The organism is Actinosynnema sp. ALI-1.44, assembly GCF_001984155.1.
GTDB lineage: Bacteria > Actinomycetota > Actinomycetes > Mycobacteriales > Pseudonocardiaceae > Kibdelosporangium.
On the sequence record NZ_MTQO01000026.1, the window covers coordinates 74050 to 95355 of the forward strand.

The 21306-nt window shown below is 67.4% G+C and carries 25 protein-coding genes; 13 read left to right on the plus strand and 12 right to left on the minus strand.

Going from position 1 to position 21306, the window contains the following annotated elements; genetic code table 11:
* Nucleotides 1–10: 10 nt before the first annotated feature.
* Nucleotides 11–1591 carry a benzoylformate decarboxylase gene (gene mdlC / locus ALI144C_RS03260; RefSeq protein WP_076985487.1) on the minus strand — a complete coding sequence of 527 codons (1581 nt, stop codon included), beginning with the start codon at nucleotides 1589–1591 and terminating at the stop codon, nucleotides 11–13.
* A gap of 63 nt (nucleotides 1592–1654) precedes the next feature.
* Here mdlC and ALI144C_RS03265 point away from each other — a divergent pair, with 63 nt between their 5' ends.
* Nucleotides 1655–2572 (plus strand): LysR family transcriptional regulator, encoded by a 918-nt coding sequence (locus tag ALI144C_RS03265; RefSeq protein ID WP_237773942.1) that lies wholly within the window; start codon nucleotides 1655–1657, stop codon nucleotides 2570–2572.
* Here ALI144C_RS03265 and ALI144C_RS58880 read toward each other — a convergent pair.
* The gene (locus tag ALI144C_RS58880) at nucleotides 2518–2871 is read right to left on the minus strand and encodes a helix-turn-helix domain-containing protein (protein ID WP_083752661.1); all 354 of its coding nucleotides are present in this window, start codon (nucleotides 2869–2871) and stop codon (nucleotides 2518–2520) included. The genes ALI144C_RS03265 and ALI144C_RS58880 overlap by 55 nt on opposite strands.
* A gap of 227 nt (nucleotides 2872–3098) precedes the next feature.
* Between ALI144C_RS58880 and ALI144C_RS03275 the strand changes: the two genes are divergently transcribed.
* Nucleotides 3099–4418 carry an XRE family transcriptional regulator gene (locus ALI144C_RS03275; protein ID WP_237773943.1) on the plus strand — a complete coding sequence of 440 codons (1320 nt, stop codon included), beginning with the start codon at nucleotides 3099–3101 and terminating at the stop codon, nucleotides 4416–4418.
* A 185-nt stretch (nucleotides 4419–4603) separates the two neighbouring features.
* On the opposite strand, the gene ALI144C_RS03280 is transcribed toward ALI144C_RS03275, so the two are convergent.
* The 4 genes from ALI144C_RS03280 to ALI144C_RS03295 form a co-directional block, all read right to left on the minus strand.
* Nucleotides 4604–5095 carry an NUDIX hydrolase gene (locus ALI144C_RS03280; protein ID WP_076985488.1) on the minus strand — a complete coding sequence of 164 codons (492 nt, stop codon included), beginning with the start codon at nucleotides 5093–5095 and terminating at the stop codon, nucleotides 4604–4606.
* 417 nt (nucleotides 5096–5512) lie between these two features.
* The gene (locus tag ALI144C_RS57200; RefSeq protein WP_237773944.1) at nucleotides 5513–6010 is read right to left on the minus strand and encodes an endonuclease/exonuclease/phosphatase family protein; all 498 of its coding nucleotides are present in this window, start codon (nucleotides 6008–6010) and stop codon (nucleotides 5513–5515) included.
* On the minus strand, nucleotides 6001–6648 hold the full coding sequence (tmk, locus tag ALI144C_RS03290; protein WP_076985489.1) for a dTMP kinase: 648 nt from the start codon (nucleotides 6646–6648) through the stop codon (nucleotides 6001–6003). Before tmk ends, ALI144C_RS57200 begins: the two co-directional genes overlap by 10 nt.
* A complete protein-coding gene (locus ALI144C_RS03295) occupies nucleotides 6645–6959 on the minus strand; it encodes a hypothetical protein (protein WP_237773946.1) in 315 nt (104 codons plus the stop codon). Before ALI144C_RS03295 ends, tmk begins: the two co-directional genes overlap by 4 nt.
* A 233-nt stretch (nucleotides 6960–7192) precedes the next feature.
* On the opposite strand from ALI144C_RS03295, the gene ALI144C_RS03300 reads away from it, so the two are divergent.
* Together ALI144C_RS03300 and ALI144C_RS54060 are read left to right on the plus strand one after the other, a co-directional pair.
* Nucleotides 7193–8245, plus strand: a complete 1053-nt coding sequence (locus ALI144C_RS03300) for a LysR family transcriptional regulator (RefSeq protein WP_237773947.1) — start codon at nucleotides 7193–7195, stop codon at nucleotides 8243–8245.
* A 78-nt stretch (nucleotides 8246–8323) separates the two neighbouring features.
* Nucleotides 8324–8518 carry a hypothetical protein gene (locus ALI144C_RS54060; protein ID WP_143230371.1) on the plus strand — a complete coding sequence of 65 codons (195 nt, stop codon included), beginning with the start codon at nucleotides 8324–8326 and terminating at the stop codon, nucleotides 8516–8518.
* 206 nt (nucleotides 8519–8724) lie between these two features.
* Here ALI144C_RS54060 and ALI144C_RS03305 read toward each other — a convergent pair whose 3' ends face one another.
* On the minus strand, nucleotides 8725–10089 hold the full coding sequence (locus tag ALI144C_RS03305) for an APC family permease (RefSeq protein WP_076985490.1): 1365 nt from the start codon (nucleotides 10087–10089) through the stop codon (nucleotides 8725–8727).
* 108 nt (nucleotides 10090–10197) lie between these two features.
* Here ALI144C_RS03305 and ALI144C_RS03310 point away from each other — a divergent pair, with 108 nt between their 5' ends.
* Nucleotides 10198–10800, plus strand: coding sequence for a TetR/AcrR family transcriptional regulator (locus tag ALI144C_RS03310; RefSeq protein ID WP_076985512.1), 603 nt, complete (start codon nucleotides 10198–10200; stop codon nucleotides 10798–10800).
* A complete protein-coding gene (locus tag ALI144C_RS03315) occupies nucleotides 10797–11894 on the plus strand; it encodes a DmpA family aminopeptidase (protein ID WP_076985491.1) in 1098 nt (365 codons plus the stop codon). The genes ALI144C_RS03310 and ALI144C_RS03315 overlap by 4 nt, the downstream gene beginning before the upstream one ends.
* Here the strand turns inward: ALI144C_RS03315 and ALI144C_RS03320 are convergent.
* A complete protein-coding gene (locus tag ALI144C_RS03320; RefSeq protein WP_076985492.1) occupies nucleotides 11880–12677 on the minus strand; it encodes a class I SAM-dependent methyltransferase in 798 nt (265 codons plus the stop codon). The genes ALI144C_RS03315 and ALI144C_RS03320 overlap by 15 nt on opposite strands.
* A gap of 10 nt (nucleotides 12678–12687) precedes the next feature.
* Nucleotides 12688–13437, minus strand: a complete 750-nt coding sequence (locus ALI144C_RS03325) for an AraC family transcriptional regulator (RefSeq protein WP_076985493.1) — start codon at nucleotides 13435–13437, stop codon at nucleotides 12688–12690.
* A gap of 54 nt (nucleotides 13438–13491) precedes the next feature.
* Here ALI144C_RS03325 and ALI144C_RS03330 point away from each other — a divergent pair, with 54 nt between their 5' ends.
* The 3 genes from ALI144C_RS03330 (at nucleotide 13492) to ALI144C_RS03340 (ending at nucleotide 15693) form a co-directional block, all read left to right on the plus strand.
* Nucleotides 13492–14652, plus strand: coding sequence for an MFS transporter (locus ALI144C_RS03330; RefSeq protein ID WP_083752671.1), 1161 nt, complete (start codon nucleotides 13492–13494; stop codon nucleotides 14650–14652).
* The gene (locus ALI144C_RS03335) at nucleotides 14649–15275 is read left to right on the plus strand and encodes a DUF2461 family protein (RefSeq protein WP_076985495.1); all 627 of its coding nucleotides are present in this window, start codon (nucleotides 14649–14651) and stop codon (nucleotides 15273–15275) included. Before ALI144C_RS03330 ends, ALI144C_RS03335 begins: the two co-directional genes overlap by 4 nt.
* Before the next feature lie 82 nt (nucleotides 15276–15357).
* Nucleotides 15358–15693 carry a DUF6292 family protein gene (locus ALI144C_RS03340; protein ID WP_076985496.1) on the plus strand — a complete coding sequence of 112 codons (336 nt, stop codon included), beginning with the start codon at nucleotides 15358–15360 and terminating at the stop codon, nucleotides 15691–15693.
* 52 nt (nucleotides 15694–15745) lie between these two features.
* Here ALI144C_RS03340 and ALI144C_RS03345 read toward each other — a convergent pair whose 3' ends face one another.
* On the minus strand, nucleotides 15746–16351 hold the full coding sequence (locus tag ALI144C_RS03345) for a short chain dehydrogenase (RefSeq protein WP_076985513.1): 606 nt from the start codon (nucleotides 16349–16351) through the stop codon (nucleotides 15746–15748).
* A 61-nt stretch (nucleotides 16352–16412) separates the two neighbouring features.
* Nucleotides 16413–16889, minus strand: coding sequence for a carboxymuconolactone decarboxylase family protein (locus ALI144C_RS03350; protein ID WP_076985497.1), 477 nt, complete (start codon nucleotides 16887–16889; stop codon nucleotides 16413–16415).
* A 132-nt stretch (nucleotides 16890–17021) separates the two neighbouring features.
* Here ALI144C_RS03350 and ALI144C_RS03355 point away from each other — a divergent pair, with 132 nt between their 5' ends.
* A complete protein-coding gene (locus ALI144C_RS03355) occupies nucleotides 17022–17876 on the plus strand; it encodes a sigma-70 family RNA polymerase sigma factor (protein WP_076985498.1) in 855 nt (284 codons plus the stop codon).
* Here ALI144C_RS03355 and ALI144C_RS03360 read toward each other — a convergent pair.
* The gene (locus ALI144C_RS03360; RefSeq protein WP_076985499.1) at nucleotides 17873–18313 is read right to left on the minus strand and encodes a MarR family winged helix-turn-helix transcriptional regulator; all 441 of its coding nucleotides are present in this window, start codon (nucleotides 18311–18313) and stop codon (nucleotides 17873–17875) included. The genes ALI144C_RS03355 and ALI144C_RS03360 overlap by 4 nt on opposite strands.
* A 95-nt stretch (nucleotides 18314–18408) precedes the next feature.
* On the opposite strand from ALI144C_RS03360, the gene ALI144C_RS03365 reads away from it, so the two are divergent.
* The 3 genes from ALI144C_RS03365 to ALI144C_RS03375 all read left to right on the plus strand — a co-directional run.
* Nucleotides 18409–19392: a ring-cleaving dioxygenase gene (locus tag ALI144C_RS03365; protein ID WP_076985500.1), complete on the plus strand. Its 984-nt coding sequence runs from the start codon at nucleotides 18409–18411 to the stop codon at nucleotides 19390–19392.
* Nucleotides 19389–20000, plus strand: a complete 612-nt coding sequence (locus ALI144C_RS03370) for an alpha/beta hydrolase (RefSeq protein WP_076985501.1) — start codon at nucleotides 19389–19391, stop codon at nucleotides 19998–20000. Before ALI144C_RS03365 ends, ALI144C_RS03370 begins: the two co-directional genes overlap by 4 nt.
* Nucleotides 20001–20456: 456 nt before the next feature.
* The coding region (locus ALI144C_RS03375; protein ID WP_168211159.1) for a DUF222 domain-containing protein at nucleotides 20457–21306 on the plus strand (850 nt) is incomplete at its 3' end.

The window sequence follows — 21306 nt, forward strand, 5'->3', positions numbered from 1 at the left end:
CCTCCTGAAGTCATTCCGGAGTGGTCAGGTGGGTGTCGACCTGGATCAGGCGCGGGCCGGTCGGGACGGTGCTGAGCACGGCGCGCAGGTCGTCCTCTTCGGTGATGGCTGTGGCCGGGACCCCGTAGCCCTCGGCGATCCGGGTGAAGTCGAGTCCGGGGATCTCCGTGCCCGGCACGTCCGGTGTGCCGAGCAGAGCACCGAACCACCGCAACGCACCGTAGGATCCGTTGCGGAGTATGACGAACGTGACCGGCACGTTGTAGTGCGCGGCGGACCACAACGCGGTGATGCCGTAGTTCGCCGAGCCGTCACCGATCACGGCGACGACCGGACGGCTGGGCCGCCCCATCGCCACTCCGACCGCGGCGGGCATCCCGAACCCGAGACCGCCGGACGCGGGCCAGAAGTACGAGCCCGGCATCCGCAGGTCCACCTGCCGCCACCAAGCCGTGTTGGTCGAGGTCGACTCCACGACGTAGCCGGTGTCGGCCGGTTGGGTGTCGCGCAGTGCGGCGAAAACCTGCTCCGGGTGCAGGGCTCCGTCGCCGCTCGCTGGTTGTGGGTTCGGGGCGAAACCCTGTCCTCGTGCGTGCGGGCTCGCCGGGACCCGGGACAGCAACGCCTCGATGACCACGCCGGGATCGGCGACCAACGCCTCGCCCATCGGTGCCCGTGTCGCCGAACCGGCGTCCTCGGTCACCTGGATCAGGCGGCTGCCGTCAGGCAGATACGGCCCTGGAACGTTCTGGTGGTAGCGGAACACCGGGGCGCCGAGCACCAGGATCTCGTCGAGCCCGGCCAGTTCGGTGGAGACGTGGCCGATCCCGGCGGACAGCACGCCGCGGAAGAGCCTGTGCCGGTTGGGGAACGACAGCCGGTACGGCGAAGGGGCCATCCAGACCGGCGCCTGGAGGTGCTCGGCCAGTGCGACCGCCCGGTCGAACAGCCCGCCCGCGTCGATCTCGCCGCCGAGCACCAGGCCGACGCCGCGCGCGGCCTTGATCCGGTCGACGATCATGTCCAGGTGCGCTTCGTTCGGCGCGGACCCACGCCACACCTGGCGGTCGAGCGTGACGGTGGCGTTCGAGTCGAGCTCGACATCCCAGTCGTCGTAGGGCACGGACAGATAAGTGGGGCGGCGTTGTAGCTCCGCTTCGAACACCGCCTGCGCCAACGCCCGTGGCACGTCGGCGGCGCAACTCGGCTCCCCGGCCCAGCCGACCAGCGGCCGCATGAGCTGTGTGGCCTCGGTGTTGGCCAGCATCGCCTCAAGGCCGATGGCCGATCGCACCTGCTGGCCCGCGGTGATGACCAGGGGCGAGCGGGAGTAGACCGCGTTGGTCAGCGCGCCCATGGCGTTCCCGGAGCCCGCGGCGGCGTGCAGGTTGACCAGCACCGGCTGCCCGGTGGCCTGCGCGTACCCGTCGGCCATGCCGACGACGACACCTTCGTGCAGGCCCAGCACGTAGTCGAACGAGCTGGGCAGATCGGTCAGGAACGGCAGCTCGTTCGAGCCGGGGTTGCCGAAGATGGTGGTCAGTCCCCGGCGTTCGAGGAAGTCGTGCGTGATCCGGCGGACAGTCGGCATGCAGTGGACGATAGGCAGCACGCCATGACATGTTCCAATAGATGTTGCCGACGAGTGATATCGATGGGATCGATGATGGCGGACTTCGACCTGAACCTGGTGCGGACGTTCGTGCTGCTCTACGAGACGCGCAGCGTGACCGCGACGGCCGAGTCCATGCACGTCACGCAACCCACGATCAGCTACAGCCTGCAGAAACTCCGGCGGCGCTTCGACGACGAACTGTTCCGCCGAGCCAAAGGTGGCCTCGAACCGACGACAACGGCCCGTGAGCTGTACGAGCCGCTGCGCGAGGCACTGGCCAGCATCGACTCGACGGTCAGCGGCACGGTGTCATTCGACCCGGCGACCGCGCACACCACGTTCACGCTGTGCCTGTCCGACCTCGGCGAACTGTCGCTGCTGCCGCTGCTGATGGCGGCGCTGCCGACCAGGGCGCCGGGCGTCACCCTGACGGTCCGCCCGCTGGACGTGGTGAACGCCGCCGATCAGCTCGGCCGTGGCGAGATCGACGCGTTCATCGCCTCGCCGCTGCTCGACTCGCCCCGGATCGCCCGTATCCCGCTGTTCGCGGAGGGATACGTGGGCATGGTCGCGGACAACCACCCCCGACTGCGCGGTGGCGCGATCTCCATGGCGGACCTGGCCGCCGAACGGCACATCGCGGTCTTCGGCCCAACCGGACACGACGGCCCACGCAAAGCGTTGGCAGCGCACGGTTTGCTCGACCGAGTCGCGTTGGAGGTGACCCGGTTCGCCGCGCTGCCGTACCTGGTTCAGCGCGGCGACCTGGTCGCGATGGTGCCCCGCAACGCCGCCGAGGTGTTCGCGGGCACGCACCCGGTGCGCCTGGTGGAACTACCGTTGGACATCGAGCCAGCGCAGGTGTCGATCTACACCCGGCACGCGCACGCCCGCAGCCCCGGTCAGCGCTGGCTGGTCGAGTTCATGCACGAACTCCTCGCGGCGCCAAGGGATTGATGGTCGGCCGGATCAAGCAGATCGGCCACCGCGAAAGGCGCGCCCATCGCCTCGGCCAGCCCCCGAACGAGGAGCTTCAGCGACCCGGGCTCCGGTCTGGCATCGCCGGTCTCCCACCACGAGATCTGATACCGGGCCAGACCACAGATCCCGGCAAGCTCCTGTTGGGTCAGCCCGGCCCGCTCCCGCCACCTCAGGAGTGGCCCACACGAGATGCGGCGTGATGTTGGACCCCTTGGGCACGAACTTGAGCGCGTTCTCCGGTTGGGCCAGGATGAACTGGTTCCGGCCGTCCACAGTCGTCATGAACGCGCCGTCGTGCGCTCATGGCGTGGTCCTTTCTTCACACTTCACGTCCCGATGGAATCAATCGGCTGCGTTGAACTTCGACGTTCAGGAGCGGTGAACTGAAGGCCAGCAGGACGGCTGTCAAGGGGCAGATCAGGGGCAGATTACGAATCTTACGAATGCGCCCCGGCCACTGAATGTGTGCGAAAATCGTAATCGCCAGCACGAAAGGACCGCGATGTCTGGAGCGAACGACCGTCTGCGACGAGTACGAGAGCAGACCGAGTCCCCCACCGTGCGCGGCGAACCCCTCACCCGCCAAGAGCTGGCCGAACTGGTCAACACGTGGGTACATCAACATCGCAGACGAACCGTCGAGCTGACCACGAACTACATCGGAAAGATCGAACGCGGAGTGGTCCGCTGGCCGAACAAGGACTACCGAGACGGCCTTTGCGCCGTACTCAAGGTCGACACTTGCGCCGAGCTCGGCCTCTACAGAAACCGCCGAACCACGACTACCTTCGAGAATATGGACCGCAAGAATTTCCTCCTCACGACAATCGGGATCAGTATCAGCGCCGCAACGACACCACTCGCCTTGACGGAACTGATCACGCCATCTGAGCCCACCGCCGTGCCTTCGATCATCGGCCAGACCGAGATAGCAGAGATCCGAACCGCTGCGAGCCTCTTCTCGTCATGGGATCACACATACGGTGGCAGCCTCGTTCGCGAAGCCGTGGCCGCCCAGCTCCGCTACGCCGTCGGGCTGCTCAACGCCCAATGCCCGGCCCACCTGCGCAGCGAACTGCACTCCGCAGTCGGCTACCTGGGAAACACCGCCGCCTTCATGGCCTTCGACGCGTACGCCCACGACGACGCTCGCAAGATGTTCAGCCTGGCGCTGGCGTGTGCCGAGGCAGGTGATGACTGGCATCTTCGGGCCAGAGTCCTCACTCGCATGGCGCGACAAGCGATCTGGTGCGATGACGCCGAGAACGGACTGACCCTGGTCGAGTTCGCGATGGTCCGTGCCGATCGACTGACTCCAGCCGAGCGCGCGATGCTGCTGTCCGTACGCGCTCGCGCCCTGGCCAAGCTCGAACGTGTGCAGGACACCATCACGGCGGTAGGGATGTCTGATGAGGAGTTCGGCAACATCATCCGAGCCAACGAGTCGCCCTTCATGAACTACTACGACTCGGCGCATCACTCCGGCGACACGGGGCATGCACTTTGGGACCTTGCCATACATGGCCGATTCGCTGGTGAAGCGCGCAGTCGGCTGACCGCGGCTTACACGGGGCAGGATGACAAGCACCCGCGATCCCGTGCGTTGAACGGAATCAACCTGGCACAGTTGGTCATGAGTACCGGCGACCCGCTTGAAGCCGCACAGATTGGTTGTCGCGCCATGACCCATATGGACAAGGTTCGGTCTCCTCGCCTCGCTCACTACATGCGCGAGCTGTGGACCTCCGCCGCCGACCACAAACGGTTGGACGAGGTGGCCGAACTCCGCGACCGCATCGGCGATCTGATCGCCACCCACTAACTCTTGTGCAACCAATGTGGCCTTCGTAGCGAAAACCGCAACAAAGGCCACATTGGTTGCACAAGATCCGAGTGGATCGAACGCGGGGTGGCCAGCCATCGGTCGACGAACACCAGCATGTACTTCGCGCCCGCACCCACCGCCGCTGTCGTGGGCGTTGCTTCCTGCCGTGCCTGCCTTGAAGGTCAGCTGGTGAGCCTCAGCGGCGTGTGACTGAACCTGTCCGCGAGGAGATCGTCGAGCAGAGCAGAGAGGTTGGCGGGCAGCAGCTTGTCACCGCATTGACGAAGGTCGTCGGCCGACCACCAGCGGCGTTCGATCAGCCCCGCCTTCTCGTTCTCAGTGGGCTTGAGCGCCACTTGCGGCGCGGTGCTGGACGTGCGGGCGAGGAAGACGTGGTCGATGCGGTGATGGTCGCGGTCCTTGTAGCGGAAGCGGGACTCGCGGACCCACAGCTTGCGATCCAGTGCAGTGAGCGTGATGCCGGTCTCCTCGGCGAGCTCACGTAGTGCCGCGTCCTCGAGGTCTTCACCGTCGTCGAGGCCGCCGCCGGGCAGCTCCCACCAGCGGTGGCCGGGATCGGTGGGATCGAGGGCGTGGATGAGCAGCACGCGGTCGGCGCGGTCGAGCAGGAGTATGCGGGCGCCGATGCGCGGCGTGACGGAACTGGTCGGCATCCTGCGGCTGGTCCTCGCGGTCGGCGGACGGGCACGAAGCTCCGACGGCCGGGTTGGCGAGCGGAGACCGCAGGGTTAGAACAGCGTCGGCTCCGGCTCGGCTGGAGTGGCCACCGTGGCGGGGTCCGACGTTAGCAGCGCGGTGGTGGCCTTCAACGCTAGGCGCACCGTGAGTCCGGAATGATCGGTGAGCCGAGTGCCGTCTGGGCCTGGTTGCCGGGTCTCGTGTACGTAGTCGCAGGCGGTGAGGCGGTCGGCCAGGTGACGGGTGCCGTGGGCGTGGTCGTAGCGATAGCCCAGCTCCGGGCGGCGAGCCCAGCTGTGTTCGACCCGGTCGGGGTGCTGGTGTCGGTAGAGGTCGACCAGGCCATGCCGGTCGGTGAGACCGGTGTAGAAGGCGTACTCGAAAGGCGCGAACTAGCCGCGGTGCGAGGGTGTGTGAGTGGGCTCGATGACGTTGAGATCGCCGATGAGCAGCAGTGGCGCGTCGCTGGCGGTCTGGTTCAGGGCCTGGTGGAGGTGCTGGATCCACGTCTTCTTGCGTTCGGTCTTGGCCAGACTGCTGTCGCGGGAGGGCACGTAAGCGCCGATGACGCGCACAGGCCCGGTGGTGGTGTCGACGATGACTCCGGCCGCTCGTGCTGGCAGGTAGCTCATCTGAGTGTTCAGCGGGTCGGGAGTGATGTGAAGTCTGCTGACGATCATCACGCCGAGTTCGCCGGGTGCGTGCTCGGGGAAGACCACGGCGTGGTTGGTGGCGGCGAACGCCTCGGCGAGGAACTTGCTGCCAGGAGTGGCTTTGGTTTCGGTCAGGACGAGCACGTCCTCGCGGCGTGCGGCCAGCCAGCGCAGTTGCTGCTGGGCGCGGTCCAGAGACGGAGCTCCGACGTTGACGGTCATCACGCTTACAGACATGCCGGGTTGTTCCCCTTGAGGACTTGGTGGACGTGGGACACGATCCGGGCCGCGATCGTGTCAGACGGCTCGGCGGTGGCGTCCAGGGTGGTCACCGGCCAGCCTCGGGCTCGCAGTTCGGCCTCGGCGTGGACGTAGAGCGCGGTTTCTTTGTCGCTGTTGTCTTCTGCGCGTTCGAAGCGGCTGTGCCCGCCTCGTGCGCGCAGCCGTGCCGCGATGATGTGAGGGTCGCCGGTGAGGATGACCGCGAGGTCGGGCTGGTAGACGCCGTGGTTGAGCTGCCAGACCAGTTCAGCGGGCAGCCCGTCGAGACCTTGCAGGACCAGCGAGGAAGCGACGTAGCGGTCGCACACGACGATCGCGCCCTCACGGAGGGCGGGCAGGATCTCGGTGTCGAGTTGGTGGTGTCGGTCCGCCGCGCAGAGGCATGCCAGCGCCATGTCCTGGTAGATGTCGGTGCCGTGCCGAGCCAGTTCGCCTAATGCGGCCTGGGACGGTTGCGCGGTGGCATGCACGGGCAGATCGATCATGGTGAGCGCTGCGGTCATCTGGTGGGCGGTGGTGGATTTCCCTACGCCACCCGGCCCGTCCAGAGTGATCAGAGTGCCAGGTAGGCGCTCTGCGGCGGGGGCGGTCATGCGGGCATCAGCGGCAGTATCCTGCGTCCCGTGACGGGTGCGCCGGTGGTGACCGGGCAGAGCTCGGCGTCGACGTCGCCGATCCGGCCGCCTGCGGCGACGACAGCGGCGGGGCATCCCTTGCCGCACCGGTCGTTCAGGGAACAAGTGCCGCAGGTGATATTGGCGCCGACCTGGTAGCGGTCGTGGAAGCGGTAGTCGTCCAGGCGCTGGGCGATGTCCGGGTCGGTGAGGACGTTGCCGACGATGAACTCGGTGTCGGCGTGACGGGAAGCTGGGGTGCGGGCGGCGAACACCAGGTACGGGCACACGGTGACCTCGCCAGGAGTGAAGACGTAGATGATGGTCCCGGCTGGCTGTGGTGGCGAGCGACCGAGTCGGTCCCCGAATAAGTGTTCGATCGGACAGTATCGCGACTTGAGTTGTTCGAGCGGACATTTATGGGACAACTCGACTGAAACTGCGAGCAACGACAACCCCACTGTCCAGCCGGACAATTCCCATGTCAGGGTGGTACCCGCACCCGGAGCGCCGAGGAGAACGAGTGGACACCACCGACGACACCGCGACGGACATGCTGACCGCCTTGTTGGGCTGCCCGCCCGAGATGCTCGACGTCAGCCTCGACCAACTCCGCACGCTCGCCGTCGTGCACACCACCGGCACGGCCCAACGCGCCGCACGCGTGCTCGGACGCGAACAGTCCAGCGTGCAGAAACAACTCGACAACCTCAACAAGGCCGCCACCCGCCTCGTCGGCGAAGCACTGGTCGTAAAACAAGGCCGCGGCAAGGACTTCCTGTTCACGCCCACCGGCGAGGACATCGTCACCTTGGCCAAAACCACCCTCACTGAGGTCACGCATAACCTGCACCACAGCCGCCGCCGGGTCGGATCAACCGTCACCTTCGGCACGACCGAATTCACCGTGCAGTTCCTCGGAACCGTCTGGCCCGCTCTACGCGACGACTTCGAACGACGCGGTATTCACCTCAACATCGAACACGTCCGGACCCGCGACCTCTGGTCCAAACTCGACGGAAAGAAAGTCGACATGGTCTGCGGCAGCTTCGCCGCCGAGCCCGACCGCGCACCTGCTCTGGACTACGACTTCCTGGAATGGCACCGCGAACGCGTCGCCCTGCTGACCAATCTCACTCCACGCGAGCTCCCAGACACCCCTGTCGCCGCCGACCGCCTCCCGCATCTGCCTCTCCTCGCGCCGACCGGCGGCCTGCTCGCCCAGTTCCTCGGCCGCTGGTACGGCCCCGACTATCGCGGCGACCTCGATGTCATCGCTGATATCGACTCGCTCAACTACGGACTCAACCTCCTCACCACCCAACTCCTGCACGGCTGCCTGCTCACCACCGACCGCGTCGCTGACGCTGCCATCGAAGGCAGGCTGCCCGGTCTCGGTCTCCGCAAGATCGACCTCGCCGACGACTACCGCCCACGCCTGGAAATCGTCACCGGCGTCTTCGCCCGCCAAGGTGAACGCAACCGCTACACCGACGACCACCCGCTCAACCTGCTGTGGAACGCATTCGCGGCAGCAGCACCCAACCGCTCGGTGCCGGCCTCACCTCCGGACTGAGGTTGCCGACCCTTCCCTTGCGAGCCACGGTAACGAGCACCTCCATCACGCGCACTCAGCGGGGTCAACCTGGCATCGTTGATCATGCGGACCGGAGACCCGAGCGAAGCCGCACAGATCGGTAGTCGCGCAATGGCCGGTCTCGACAGGGTTCGCTCTCACCGCCTTGCCGATCACCTGCGCGACCTGTGGACCACCACCGCCGACCACAAACGGTTGGACGAGGTGGCCGAACTTCGCGACCGCATCGAGAGTCTGGTCGCCACCCACTAACTCTTGTGCAACCAATGTGGCCTTCGTAGCGAAAACCGCAACAAAGGCCACATTGGTTGCACAAGATCCGAGTGGATCGAACGCGGGGTGGCGTGGTCGTAGCGTCAGCCCAGCTCCGGGCGGCGGGCCCAGCTGTGTTCGACCTGGTCAGGGTGCCGGTCGTACGCCTTCCATAGCGGGGCTCGAAGTTCGAGCCCCGCCCAAGCCTAATCCTCGTCAGGCCCGCGCAGCACCCAGTGCTTGCGGCGCACGTAGTAACCGACCCCAGCCACAACCAGGATGCCAAGGGTGACGAACAAGCTCGGCCGCCCAACGTTCGGATCGCTCGCGGTCTGAACGGTCACGTACACCAGCGCCGCCAAGGCCAGCAGCGGAGGCACGGGATACCACCGCATCCGGTACTGCGCGTGCGCCGTCCTCCCGTTGCGACGCCCGACAAGCGCGGCCACGCACAGCGCCGCGTAGACAACGATCAACGAGGAACCGGTGACCACCAGCAGCACGTCCAAGTCCACAAAGCACACCACCGCCGACAGCGCGCCGACCACGAGCGTGGCCACCCATGGCGTGTGGAACTTGGGGTGGATCGCACCGAGCGAGCGGTTTGCCTTGGCGGGCCAGACGGAATCCCGTGCTGTGCTGAAGAACAGGCGCGCGGTCAGCAGCAGGATCGCCAGCACCGCGTTGATGATGGCCAGCGCGACCACGAGGCTGATCACGGTGTTCAGCCCGGACCCCGCGCGTTCGGTGATGAAGTACTCCATCATGTTCCCCGCGCCGAACAGGCTGTCCAGCGACGGCGCGCCGAGCAGGACCGCGGTCACCGGGACGATCTCGGCGACGACCGTGATCACCAGCGCCCAGAGGATCGCTTTCGCGATGCCACGGGAGGCGTCCGTAGTTTCCTCGCCCAGCACCACCGCTGAGCCGTAACCGTTGTAGGCGAAGATCGCGATCGCGGTGGCGGCACCGATCACGCCGATGGCCACCGCCGCGGGCGGACTGCCCGCCACCGGTTCGGCGAACAGCGGCCGTTCCACATTCAGGAAACCCAGCGCGGCCACGACAACCAGCGCCAGGATCTCGATGCCGAGGAACACACCGGTGACCCACGCGTTGAGCTTGATGTCCAGCACGCCGAACGCCGCTGCCACCACCACGGTCACCGCGGCCACCACCGGACCGTTCAGCGCGGGGAACACCGCCGACAGGTAGATGCCGACGCCCAGCGCGATCACCGCGACGATGATCACCTGGGTGACCAGGATCAGGCCCATCACCAGGAACCCGGGCAGCCGTCCGAGCACACGCGCGACGATCGCGTACTCGCCGCCGGCCAGCGGGTAGGCCGAGGCCAGTTCGGCGTAGACGAACGCCATGAAGACACCGACCACGCCCGCTGCCAGGAAACTCCAGATCGCGCCGGTCCCGGCCTGGCCCATCACCCCCGGCGCGATGATGAAGACCGAGGACGCCGGGCTGATCGCCGACAGCGTGATGAGCAGGGCGCCGAGGACCTTCAAACCTCGGCGCAACCGGGGCGCGGCGACGGTCGGGCCGGACTGGCTCATAGCACACCTCCGTTGGTGGCATTCTTTGAAGATGCATCAAAGAACTATGCTCGCCCCCAGTCAAGGGCCTACTTGGTTTTTCGATGTTTGTTCGACAAAATCGTGACCATGGCACGCCCCAAGCGGCAGGAGGCCCGCCGCACCCAACTGGTGGAGGCAGCACGGCGCGCGGTGGTCGAGCGCGGGCTGGTCGACCTGCGCCTCGGCGACGTCGCCGAGCGGGCAGGGCTGTCGCCCGGCTCGGTGCTCTACTACTTCCCCACGCTGCCCGCACTGCTGCAGGAGGTGCAGCGGGAAGCGATGAACCGGTTCTGCACCGCGCGCGAGGACGCCGTCCGCGACGAGCCCGACCAGCGAAGACGACTGCTCGCGATGATCATGAGCGGCCTGCCGGAAGGACCGGGTGACGAACTGGCCTACCTGCTCTACGAACTGGGCGCGTTCGCCCGCAAGGACCCCGCGTACGCGGCGAGGTACATCGAGCTCTACCAACGCCAGGTAGTGATCTACATGGGCATCCTCGAAGCGGGCGCGGCGACGGGCGCGTTCCGCCTGACCGGCGACGCGCTGACCATCGCACGCAACATCGTGACCCTGGAAGACGGGTACGGCCTGCACATGACCATGGCCGTGCCGACATACGAACCCGCCGAAGCCGCACGGCAGATCATCGCCTACGCGTCGGCCGTCACCGGATGTGAGCTGATATGACACTGACAACGCCATCAGGCAAGCCCCGCATCCGCTCGCTGGGCGTGGACCTGCCCGGCCGTCCCGGCCCGTACAACGCGATCACCGACGTGCCCGGAGTCTCGGTCGGGTACACCACGCTCGTCTCCGGCGACGCCGTGCGCACCGGCGTGACAGCGATCCTGCCGCGTCCACACGAGACAGTCGCGCACCCGTGCGCCGCGGGCTGGTACTCGTTGAACGGCAACGGCGAGATGACCGGGACGACGTGGCTCACCGAGACCGGCGCGTTGAGCCTGCCGGTGCTGATCACCAACACGCACGCGGTCGGCCCGTGCCACCGTGGCGTGATCGACTGGGTCGCGGAGAACAAACCGGACGGCGCCCACGAGTGGCTGCTGCCGGTGATCGCCGAGACGTGGGACGGCTACCTCAACGACATCAACGCCCCGACCGTGCAACCGGAGCACGCGAAAGCCGCCATCGAAGCCGCTGCGAGCGGCCCGATCGAGGAGGGTTCAGTCGGCGGCGGAACCGGGATGAACTGCTACAGCTTCAAAGGCGGCAGCGGCACGGCCTCGCGGATGGTCGAGTACGGATCGAACGAGTACGCCGTCGGCGCGTTCGTCCAGGCCAACTTCGGCGCACGGCGAGAGCTGACGGTCGCGGGAGTCCCGGTCGGCGCGGAACTCGCGGACGACAACCCGCTCCAGGACTGGAGCGTCGCACAGGCCGGTGCCGGGTCGGTGATCGTCGTGCTGGCGACCGATGCTCCGCTGCTTCCCGGGCAGTGCACCGCGCTCGCGCGCCGCGTACCGCTCGGTCTCGCCCGCACCGGCACCAGCGGATCCCACTTCTCCGGCGACATCTTCCTCGCTTTCTCCACGGCCAACGAAGGCGCGCTGACCAGCGGGTTCCGCCACGAGCCCGGCGAGTTCGAGAACCTGCGGTTCATGCCGTGGGGACAGCTGGACCCGTTCTACGAGGCCGTGGTCCAGGCGGTCGAAGAAGCAGTGCTCAACGCGTTGAGCGCCAACGAGACCATGATCGGGCGCGAGGGCCACCGCTCGCCGAACCTGCCGCGCGAACGGCTCGTGGAACTACTGCGCCGCTGACAAACAGACACCCCGAACGGCCCATGCCCGTGCGGTGAGCCGGATCGAACCATCGGCCTCGACAGGCAGACGGGTGCGTAGCGACTCGCGCAGGGCGTCGCGGTGATCACCGGACAACGACATGACGTATCCGGGCGCGGCGCCCTGTCCGCCCAGGAAGGGAGTCCAGTAGTCGTCGAAGTTCTCGAACACGGTCGGCACGTCGATGGCACGGGTCGTCACATCTCGCAGGCCCGCGCCTGTCCACAGTCGAGTGAGCGCGTCCGGTTGGCAGATCGGGAACCGGCGCCCCTCGTCCACGTCGGCGACGGCCGGGTCGAGATCGACGGCCGCGTCCCAGCAGTAACGCATCATCTCCATACCGGCGGCGTAGTCCCAGACGTAGGCTGCCACAACACCTGACGGTGCCGCGGCCCGCGCGAACTCGGCTGCCGCGCGGGCCGCGTCCGGCATGAAGTTGAGCGCCAGGCCACTGACCACCGCGCCGAACTCGCCGCTGGCCACCGGCAGTGCCGCCGCGTCGCCGAGACGAAACTCCGCGCGCGGGTTGGCCGTGCGTGCGGTGGCCAGGAAACCTTCGGACGGATCGACGCCAACGACCTCAGCGGGCTCGGCCGTCGCCAGCACGACCGCGCTCAACGCACCTGTGCCGCACCCGACGTCCAACCAGCGCCCGCCTGCGGATACGGCCAGCCACTTCACGAACTCCCGCGCGACAGACCGGCTCCATCGGCCGACGTAGTTTTCATACGAGTTACCAACCGCCCACACCTCGTGCCCCATACGGCCGACGCTACGCCTGCGCGCGGTGCAAAGCGCCTGGGGTGTGCCCGAACGAGCGGCGGAAGACGTCGATGAACGCGCTCGCCGACGACCATCCGCACCGGTGGGCCACGGCGGTCACCGGCACGTCGTCGGCCAGCATCCGCAAGGCGTGGTACAGCCGCAACTGGGTGCGCCACTGCGGAAACGTCATGCCGAGGTCGGACTGGAACAACCGGCTTAATGTCCGCTCGCCCGCGCCGACCACCCCACCCAGTTCGCCGAGCGTGCGCGCGTCGGCGGGGTCGTCCAGCAGCAGGGCGCAGAGTTCGACCAACCGTGGATCACGCGGCGCCGGGAGCTGCACGGCCCGCTGCGGCGACGCCTTGAGCTGGTCCAGCAGCACGGCACGCATCCGCCGCCGTTCGGCGTTGTCCGTGGACGGCCCGCTCGTGTAGGCGATGATCAGTTCTCGCAGCAGCGGGTTGACGGCTAGCACCGTGGGTTCGAGCAGGCTCAGCGGATTGGTGTACGAAGGCAGGCCGAGCAGGTGCAGTTCCACGTGGCCGTGTGCGCGGTGTTCGTGCACGGTTCCGGCCGGTACCCAGATGGCCTGGGTGCCCGGGGCGAACCAGGTGCCCGCGTCCGTGGTCACCGCCACGACACCTGAGCCCGCGTACACGATCTGGTGGTCGTCGTGCCGGTGCGCGTCGATGGTCGCCGACGGCTCCAGCTTGCGTGTGTGCGTCGGCGCCTCGGGCATGTGGCGGATTTCCGGCATAGTGTGGCAATTTATCGGAAGTGGGCCAGCCCGGTCGCGGCAATGCTGACAGCCATGCTCAAGAATCGCCCGGTCACCCTGTTGTCGGCCGGACATGCCTGTGTGGACGTGTACCAGGGGGCGGTCGCGGCCCTGGTCCCGTACTTCATCTCCGAACGCGCCTACACCTACGCCGCCGCTGCGGGCATCGTGCTGGCCGCGTCGCTTCTGTCGTCGGTCGTGCAGCCGGTCTTCGGTGCGCTGACCGATCGTTGGTCCATGCCGTGGCTGCTCCCGGTGAGCACTCTCGCGGGCGGTGTCGGCATCGCGTTGTGCGGGATCACCCAGCAGTACACGCTCACGCTCGTCTTCGTGGCGCTCTCGGGCATCGGAGTGGCCGCGTACCACCCGGAGGCGGCCAGGGTGGCGCGCATGGCCAGCCGGGGCAGCCACACGTCGATGGGCTGGTTCAGCCTCGGCGGGAACCTCGGGTTCGCCGCTGCCCCGCTCATGGTGGCCGCGGCGGTCGCCACCGGAGGCCTGGGTGCCTCGCCGCTGCTGGTGATCCCCGCGGTGATCGGCTCAGTGCTCGCGGTGGCCGCGCTCCGGTCGATGAAGCCGTCGCAAGTCGACGCCAAGACGCGCGCGGCCGAGGCCGGGCCGGACGACTGGTCGTCGTTCGGGCGGCTGACCGGCGCGATCATGTGCCGCTCCATCGTTTTCATCGGGTTGAGCGCGTTCGTCTCGCTCTACACCAGCCAACGGGTGGGCGGCGGAACCGCTGTCGGCACAGCGGCCCTGTTCGTGCTGTACCTCGGCGGGGCGATCGGGACGGTCGCAGGCGGACGGCTGGCGGACAAATACGGGCGCCTGCGTGTCGTGCAGTGGTCCTACGCGATCACAGTGCTGGCGGTCGCCGGTGTCGTGTTCGTGCCGGGGCCGTTGCTGTTCCTGTTCGTGGCGTTGAGTTCCGCCTGCCTGTACGTGCCGTTCTCCCTGCACATCACGCTCGGCCAGGACTACCTGCCACGGCATCTCGGCACCGCCAGTGGCGTGACGCTGGGCCTGACGGTCAGCGTCGGCGGCCTGGCCAGCCCGGTCATCGGGGCCATCGCCGACGCCACCTCGCTCCAGACGGCACTGGCGCCGCTGATCGTGCTCCCGGCGTTCGGCTGGCTGCTCATCCGCGCACTTCGAGAGCCAGTGTCGTACCCCTGTGTCAAAGTGGGCGCATGACGGAACAGTTCACCGGATGGCCGCGTCAGGCGCTCGACGTGCTGACGCAGCTGGAAGGGTTGCCGTCGGCGGAAACCAGGCAGCAACTGCGCAAGGACAGGGAAAGCCTGGTCCGCCGTCCGATGATCGCCCTGCTGGCCGACCTGGCCGACAGCGACCCGCGCTACGAGGACTTTTCCGTGTGGGGCTACGGGAAAGAGCCGTTCTGGTGGCAGAACCAGGGCGGGATCGTCCGGTTCACGCGGTGCGTCGAACTGGTCGTCCGCCTCAATCTCGACGGGCTGCACGTGAAGGCCGCGTGGCACTACCCCGACCCCGGGCAGGTCCCGCGGTACCGCGCGGCCGTCGACACCGAGGGAGCCAAGCTCGCCGCCATCCTGGAGTCGTTACGCACCAAGGGCTACGACATCACCGGCGACGTCATGAAACGCACACCCCGCGAGTACCCGGCCGACCATCCGCACGCGAACCTGTTACGCCACAGGTCGATCATCGCGAGCCGAACACTGTCCGATGAGGACGTGCTGTGGACGCCGCACGCCTTGACCTGGGTGGCCGAGCGCGCCGACGAACTGGACGACCTGATCGGCTGGCTCAGCCGCGCGGTCACCACCCCTGGTTGACGCGTCCATGTGTCCATCCCGCGCCGCGTTTGGACAAGCGATCTAGATGTTCTCATGTGGCCAGTCGATGGGAGGGCACGCGATGACCGACACGCTCGTGGACGACTACGACACGCACAGTCGCGGCCTGCGGGCGTACGTGGCGTCGGTCGCGGGAAGGCTGGGCATCGGCATGGAGTCGTGCTGCCTGGACACCAGCAGGCCCTCGCAGGCCTACATCGCGCTCGACGAACGGCTGGACCAGTTCCCCGGCCGCGATCTGGCGCTGTTATGGGACGAGGGCTCGGGCTGGATCGCGGCGCTCGACGGGCACGGCGACGACGACATGGTCATCGTGTCCCGGCTGTACGGCGACGTCATGCCCGACCCCGCAACGGTGGCGCGGTTCGTGACGTCGTTGAACGAGATGGCCGGGTAAGCCCTCATCCCTGAGGCGCTCGCAGGTTTCACGGGCGGCAGCGACAGGTGTCTCAGCCGTATGCGCGGATGATCTGACCTGTGTCGCCGCCATCCACACACTGGAGGTAGTGCCCGACCACTTCCTCCATCGGCACCGGCCGCATGCCCGGGAAGTGCGAGTCGAAGGCGTCGACCGAATCGCTGACCAGCGTGGGGCTGACGACGTTGACCCGCATGCCCCGGGGCAGTTCGATCGCCGCGGAAAGCACGAAACTGTGCAGGGCCCCGCTGATGACGCCGCCGCCGGTGACACGCGGCCACGCCTCGTCGGCGAAAATGCCCGATGTCAGGGTGAACGACGCGCCGTCCGCGCAGTGGTGCTGCCCGGTCAGCACGAGGTCGACCTGCCCGAAGAACTTCGCGCGCATGTTCTCCGCCAACGCGTCCGCGGTGAGCGTCGCGAAGTCGTCGAGCGCTCCGTGCGCCGCGATGCTCACGACCGCGTCCACCGGGCCCACCTCGCGGTACATGGCCTCGATGCTGGCGTGATCGACGAGATCCACGCGCACCTCGCCCGAGGTACGCCCGGCCACGACGACCTCGTGTCCTGCTTGGTCAAGCGCGGGCACCAGCCGCCGTCCGATGGTGCCCGCGCCGCCGACAACGATGATTCGCACCGCGTTTCCCCCTGTCCACGTCCTGTTGATCATCGTAGGACAGGGGGCGCGGAACGCCGAATCAGTTCTGCCACTCCTGCGAAGGCGCCACTCCGGGCAGCGGCTTCGCGATGAGTGCCAACGGGATGAAGAAGCAGACCTGCCCGATCGCCGTGATGAGCTTGACGAACGCCTTGTCGTCGTAGTGCTGTGACGCCTGCGCGTACAACTCGTCAGACACCCTTTCGCCGTACGGGTTCGCGGTGAGCACGGCCTCCGCAAGAGCCAACGCGGCCCGTTCGGCATCGGTGAACGACAAGGCGTCCCGCCACGACGAGACAGCGGTGATGCGTTCCTCCGTTTCCCCTGCCTTGCGCAGGTTGTCGGTGTGCATGACGGTCAGATAGGTGTTGCCGACGATCTGACCGGCCCGCAACTGGACCAGGCTGATCGTGGTCGGCGGGACCGAACCGTTCCTCGTCGCCTTGAACAGAGCTTTGACGACCTCGCCGAGCTCGGGGACGACAGCGGTCGGGTTGGACATTCGCGGCTGGGCCATGGGGGTTCCCTTCGTTTGACTCCACTGCCGCCCTGACGGATGGCGCCTCGCGAATGTGACCGGGTACGTGTGGTCACATTCGGACGGTCCCGTTCGTCAGAGTCATGAACGACTCACCCCGAGGGGACGAACATGGACTTCCTGGCCCGGCAGTTCGAGGAACACCGCACACACCTGCGGGCGGTCGCGTACCGCATGCTGGGTTCGCTGACCGAGGCCGACGACGCCGTCCAGGAGGCATGGCTGCGGCTGGCCCGTGTCGAGCCGGGCGAGATAGGCAACCTCGGCGGCTGGCTGACCACCGTCGTCGGCCGGGTCTGCCTGGACATGCTGCGCACCCGGCGGATCCGGCAGGAACACCCGCTCGACGCGTTACCGGACCCGGTGGTCAGCCGCGAAGGCACCGACGACCCCGAGCAGCAGGCGCTGATCGCCGATTCGGTGGGACTGGCGCTGCTGGTGGTGCTCGAGTCGTTGAACCCGGCCGAACGGCTCGCTTTCGTCCTGCACGACATGTTCGGCATGGCCTTCGAGGAGATCGCCCCGGTCGTGGACCGCACCCCCGCCGCGGCCAGGAAACTCGCCAGCCGTGCGCGTCGGCAGGTGCGGGGAGCCGCGCCCGCGCCGGATCCCGACCCGGCCACGCAGCGCCGGGTGGTGAACGCGTTTCTCACCGCCGCACGCGGCGGCGACCTCGACGGCCTGCTGGCCATCCTGGACCCCGACGTCGTGCTCCGCGTCGACAGCGGCAGTATGCGGGTCATCCGCGGTGCGGCGGCAGTGGCCGGTCAGGCCGACACCTTCCAGCGCATGGCCACCATCGCCACCGCCCAACCCGCTATGGTCAACGGCGTGGCCGGGCTGGTCAACAGCGTCGGCGACGAACTCGTCTCGATCATGAGCTTCACCGTCGTGGACGAGCGGATCACCGCCATCGACATCTTCTCCGACCCGGTCAGGCTGACCCGCGCACTGCCAGGACACTAGTGGTCACGAAGCGTCCGCATGGACTCGGCGAGTTCCGTCGACCGCTTCTCCCCCAACGGTTCCAGCACGCGTTCGCGCAGCACCTCGGCGGTGATCTTGCGGGCGCGGCGTGCCATGTCGGTGCCGTGGTCGGTCAGCACGACGTGGGTGACCCGACGGTCGGTCTCGCTGGGCTCACGGCGGATCAGGCCCGCCTCGGTCATCCGGTCGGCCACCTTGGTGAAGCCGCCGCTGCTCAGCGCGGCTTCCTTGGCCAGGCGGGTCATCGGCAGTCGGTAGCCCGGTGACCGCAGCAGCCTGAGCAGGATGTCGAACGGGCCCGGGGCCAGGCCGAGGTGCTCGGCGATCGTGGCGAGCAGGCGTTCCTGCGTGGCCTGGTAGCCCTCGATGACCAGGCCCCACCACGTGACGATCTCGTCATCCCCGACGTCCGGCATGCGCCCACCCTACCCCGAATCCCTCGCCGGAATATATCTTGCGCGCAAGATGTTTCCACGATAGATTTCCGGCACAGTCACCCCAGGAGGCAGTCATGGCGATCAGGACGCAGGGTCTGCACCACGTCACAGCCATCGCGGGCAATCCGCAGCGCAACGTCGACTTCTACGCGCGCACCCTCGGCCTGCGACTGGTCAAGACCACGGTCAACTTCGACCAGCCCAGCGTCTACCACCTCTACTACGGTGACGACGCCGGCCGCCCCGGCACGATCATGACCTTCTTCCCGTGGAACGACGTGGCCGCGGGCCGCCACGGCACCGGCCAGGCCACCACGACGGCCTTCTCCGTCCCGGCGAACTCGATCGGCTGGTGGCAGGACCACCTCGCCGAGGTCGAGGTGCGGACCAGCCGGATCACCACCCGGGACGACGAGGACACGCTGACCTTCACCGACCCGGACGGCCTGACCATCGCCCTCGTCGCGCACAAGCAGGCAGACCCGCGCAACCCGTGGGACACCCCGCTGATCCCGGGCGAGCACGCCATCCGCGGCCTGCACTCGGTGACGCTGTCGGTGTCCCAGGAGGACGCCACCGCCGAGATGCTGACCGACGGACTCGGCCTGACCTTCCTGCACCAGGACGACAACCGGCTCCGCTTCGCCGCGGGCGACGGCGGCCCCGGCGCCCTGGTGGACGTCCTGGTCACACCGGACGCGCCGAGCGGCCTGGTGGCCGGGGGCACGGTGCACCACGTGGCGTGGCGCGTGCCGGACGACGCGACCCAGCAGGCGTGGCGCGAGGAGCTGGTCGGCAAGGGCGTGCAGGTGACGGAGATCCTGGACCGCCAGTACTTCCACTCGATCTACTTCCGCGAGCCGGGCGGGACGCTGCTGGAAGTGGCCACCGACGACATCGGCTTCACCGCGGACGAACCGCTGCTGGAGCTGGGCCGGGCACTGAAGCTGCCGCCGTGGCTGGAGCCGGACCGCGACCAGATCGCCGCCGGGCTGGCCAAGCTCGACCTGCCGGACGAGAACAACCCCGAGGTCGCCGAGAAGCTGGCCGCCCGATGAAGCTGAACCACTTCTTCCAGCAAGGCGACGACCGGGCCAAGCCCGTGCTGCTGCTCCTGCACGGCACGGGCGGGCGTCCGGCCGACCTGCGGGGCCTCGGCGCGGACCTGAGTCCCGGTTCTGACGTGCTCGCGCCTGCCGGGCAGGTCAGCGAGAACGGCATGTCCCGGTGGTTCAGGCGGCTGCGTGAGGGTGTCTTCGACCACGAGGACGTGGTCAAGCGCGCCAACGAGCTCGCGGACTTCATCCTCGACGCCCGCGACGAGTACAAGCTGGCCGACCGGCGGATGGTCGCCGTCGGCTTCTCCAACGGCGCCAACATCGCGGCGGCGGTCGCGCTGCTGCGGCCGGACGCGCTGACCGAGGTCGTGGCGTTCGCCGCGATGCTGCCGGTGCCGGACCCACCGCCGCTGGACCTGAGTGGTTCCAGGATCTTCCTGTCCAACGGCGCCAACGACCCGATGGCTCCCCTGGCCTCCACGGACCAACTGGTGGCGCGGCTGCGCGAACGGGACGCCGACGTGACGGTCCACCGCCACCCCGGCGGGCACCAGGTCACACCCGAAGCGGTCGCCCAGGCCCGTACCTGGATGCTCGTGCTGAGTTGAGCGGTATGGGAATCGACCCACAGATCGCCGAGCGTGAAACGGAACATGGGCCCCAAACCTCAACCGGCACGTCACCACCTTCTGACAGGGACTCTGAACCAGCACACAACGGGCTGGTACGTAACCAACACAGTGCACCCAGCGCCGGAAACCGAACCCCGGGCTGGAAACCGCACTCCAACGCAACCAACAGCGCAAAGCAATCAGACATTATCCGTTAAAACCAGCCCCAGCGACAAGCAGGCCACAAGTAGGCAGACCGTAACTCAACCGTGGCCCACGCTGGTAAAATAGCACCGTTTCCGATAAACTGGACTTATGCCCGAACAGCTCGCTGTTCCATTCCGGCCAGTAGGTCAACCACCACAAATCCCGCTCACTGACATGGCGAGAGATCAGGTTCTCGACTATTTGATAGACCGTCACCGGCGACGTAACCAGATCGACGGCGAAATCATGCAAGCGTATGCCCGGTTCGCGGAACTAACCCCGCCACAACGCAACGGAATCACCATCGGAGACGGCGCGGCAGAAGAGATCGCGATGGAACTAGCGGTCAGCCCCCACACCACCGCCAAACACCTGCACGAGGCCCAGGAGTTGGTGACCCGCCTGCCCGGGACGGTGTCGGCGCTGACCACCGGCGAGATCGACGTCATGCGAGCCAAGGCCGTGCGGGAGTACACCGCCGAATTGGACGACGACCAGGCCGCACACGTGGAGAAACGGGTCTTGGCGGGCGGGAAGCAAGAGAACCTGACCCGGTTCAAGCACGTCCTGCGGCGCGAAGTCATCCGCGCGGACCCACAAGGCGCTGAACAGCGCCGGTTGGCGGTGAAAGCCCAGCGGGATGTCACCCGCTGGCACCGGGCCGACGGGACCTCGAGTCTTACTGTCCACTTGCAGCCACACGAGGCTGAGTTGGCGTACCAGCACATCAACCTGCTCGCCGGACACGCCACAGGAACAAGCCGGAACCTCGCGACGGCGCGGGCTGATGTGTTCATGGACCTGATCGGCGGCAAACAGGTCGACCGGCCGTCGGTGAGTGTGAACGTGGTGGTGCCGATGACCACGTTGATGGGATTGAACCAGGAACCCGGAGAAATCAGCGGGATCGGGCCCATCACCGCCGAGTACGCGCGAGAACTGGCCCAGAACGCCACCTGGCGACGGATGATCACCGACCCCACCGGGCAGGTGCTGGAAGTGTCTCGGCGACGGTTCGCCTCATCCGGGTTGACCCGGTTCGTCCAGGCGCGCGACCGGGTGTGTCGGCAGCCTGGGTGCGCGGTGGTGGCACAGC

Excerpts from the sequence above, each read along its gene's own strand:
- mdlC (WP_076985487.1), bottom strand. The coding sequence starts at position 1,591 with ATGCCGACTGTCCGCCGGATCACGCACGACTTCCTCGAACGCCGGGGA.
- ALI144C_RS03265 (WP_237773942.1), top strand. The coding sequence starts at position 1,655 with ATGGGATCGATGATGGCGGACTTCGACCTGAACCTGGTGCGGACGTTC.
- ALI144C_RS03275 (WP_237773943.1), top strand. The coding sequence starts at position 3,099 with ATGTCTGGAGCGAACGACCGTCTGCGACGAGTACGAGAGCAGACCGAG.
- ALI144C_RS03280 (WP_076985488.1), bottom strand. The coding sequence starts at position 5,095 with ATGCCGACCAGTTCCGTCACGCCGCGCATCGGCGCCCGCATACTCCTG.
- ALI144C_RS57200 (WP_237773944.1), bottom strand. The coding sequence starts at position 6,010 with ATGTCTGTAAGCGTGATGACCGTCAACGTCGGAGCTCCGTCTCTGGAC.
- tmk (WP_076985489.1), bottom strand. The coding sequence starts at position 6,648 with ATGACCGCCCCCGCCGCAGAGCGCCTACCTGGCACTCTGATCACTCTG.
- ALI144C_RS03305 (WP_076985490.1), bottom strand. The coding sequence starts at position 10,089 with ATGAGCCAGTCCGGCCCGACCGTCGCCGCGCCCCGGTTGCGCCGAGGT.
- ALI144C_RS03310 (WP_076985512.1), top strand. The coding sequence starts at position 10,198 with ATGGCACGCCCCAAGCGGCAGGAGGCCCGCCGCACCCAACTGGTGGAG.
- ALI144C_RS03315 (WP_076985491.1), top strand. The coding sequence starts at position 10,797 with ATGACACTGACAACGCCATCAGGCAAGCCCCGCATCCGCTCGCTGGGC.
- ALI144C_RS03320 (WP_076985492.1), bottom strand. The coding sequence starts at position 12,677 with ATGGGGCACGAGGTGTGGGCGGTTGGTAACTCGTATGAAAACTACGTC.
- ALI144C_RS03325 (WP_076985493.1), bottom strand. The coding sequence starts at position 13,437 with ATGCCGGAAATCCGCCACATGCCCGAGGCGCCGACGCACACACGCAAG.
- ALI144C_RS03330 (WP_083752671.1), top strand. The coding sequence starts at position 13,492 with ATGCTCAAGAATCGCCCGGTCACCCTGTTGTCGGCCGGACATGCCTGT.
- ALI144C_RS03335 (WP_076985495.1), top strand. The coding sequence starts at position 14,649 with ATGACGGAACAGTTCACCGGATGGCCGCGTCAGGCGCTCGACGTGCTG.
- ALI144C_RS03340 (WP_076985496.1), top strand. The coding sequence starts at position 15,358 with ATGACCGACACGCTCGTGGACGACTACGACACGCACAGTCGCGGCCTG.
- ALI144C_RS03350 (WP_076985497.1), bottom strand. The coding sequence starts at position 16,889 with ATGGCCCAGCCGCGAATGTCCAACCCGACCGCTGTCGTCCCCGAGCTC.
- ALI144C_RS03355 (WP_076985498.1), top strand. The coding sequence starts at position 17,022 with ATGGACTTCCTGGCCCGGCAGTTCGAGGAACACCGCACACACCTGCGG.
- ALI144C_RS03360 (WP_076985499.1), bottom strand. The coding sequence starts at position 18,313 with ATGCCGGACGTCGGGGATGACGAGATCGTCACGTGGTGGGGCCTGGTC.
- ALI144C_RS03365 (WP_076985500.1), top strand. The coding sequence starts at position 18,409 with ATGGCGATCAGGACGCAGGGTCTGCACCACGTCACAGCCATCGCGGGC.
- ALI144C_RS03370 (WP_076985501.1), top strand. The coding sequence starts at position 19,389 with ATGAAGCTGAACCACTTCTTCCAGCAAGGCGACGACCGGGCCAAGCCC.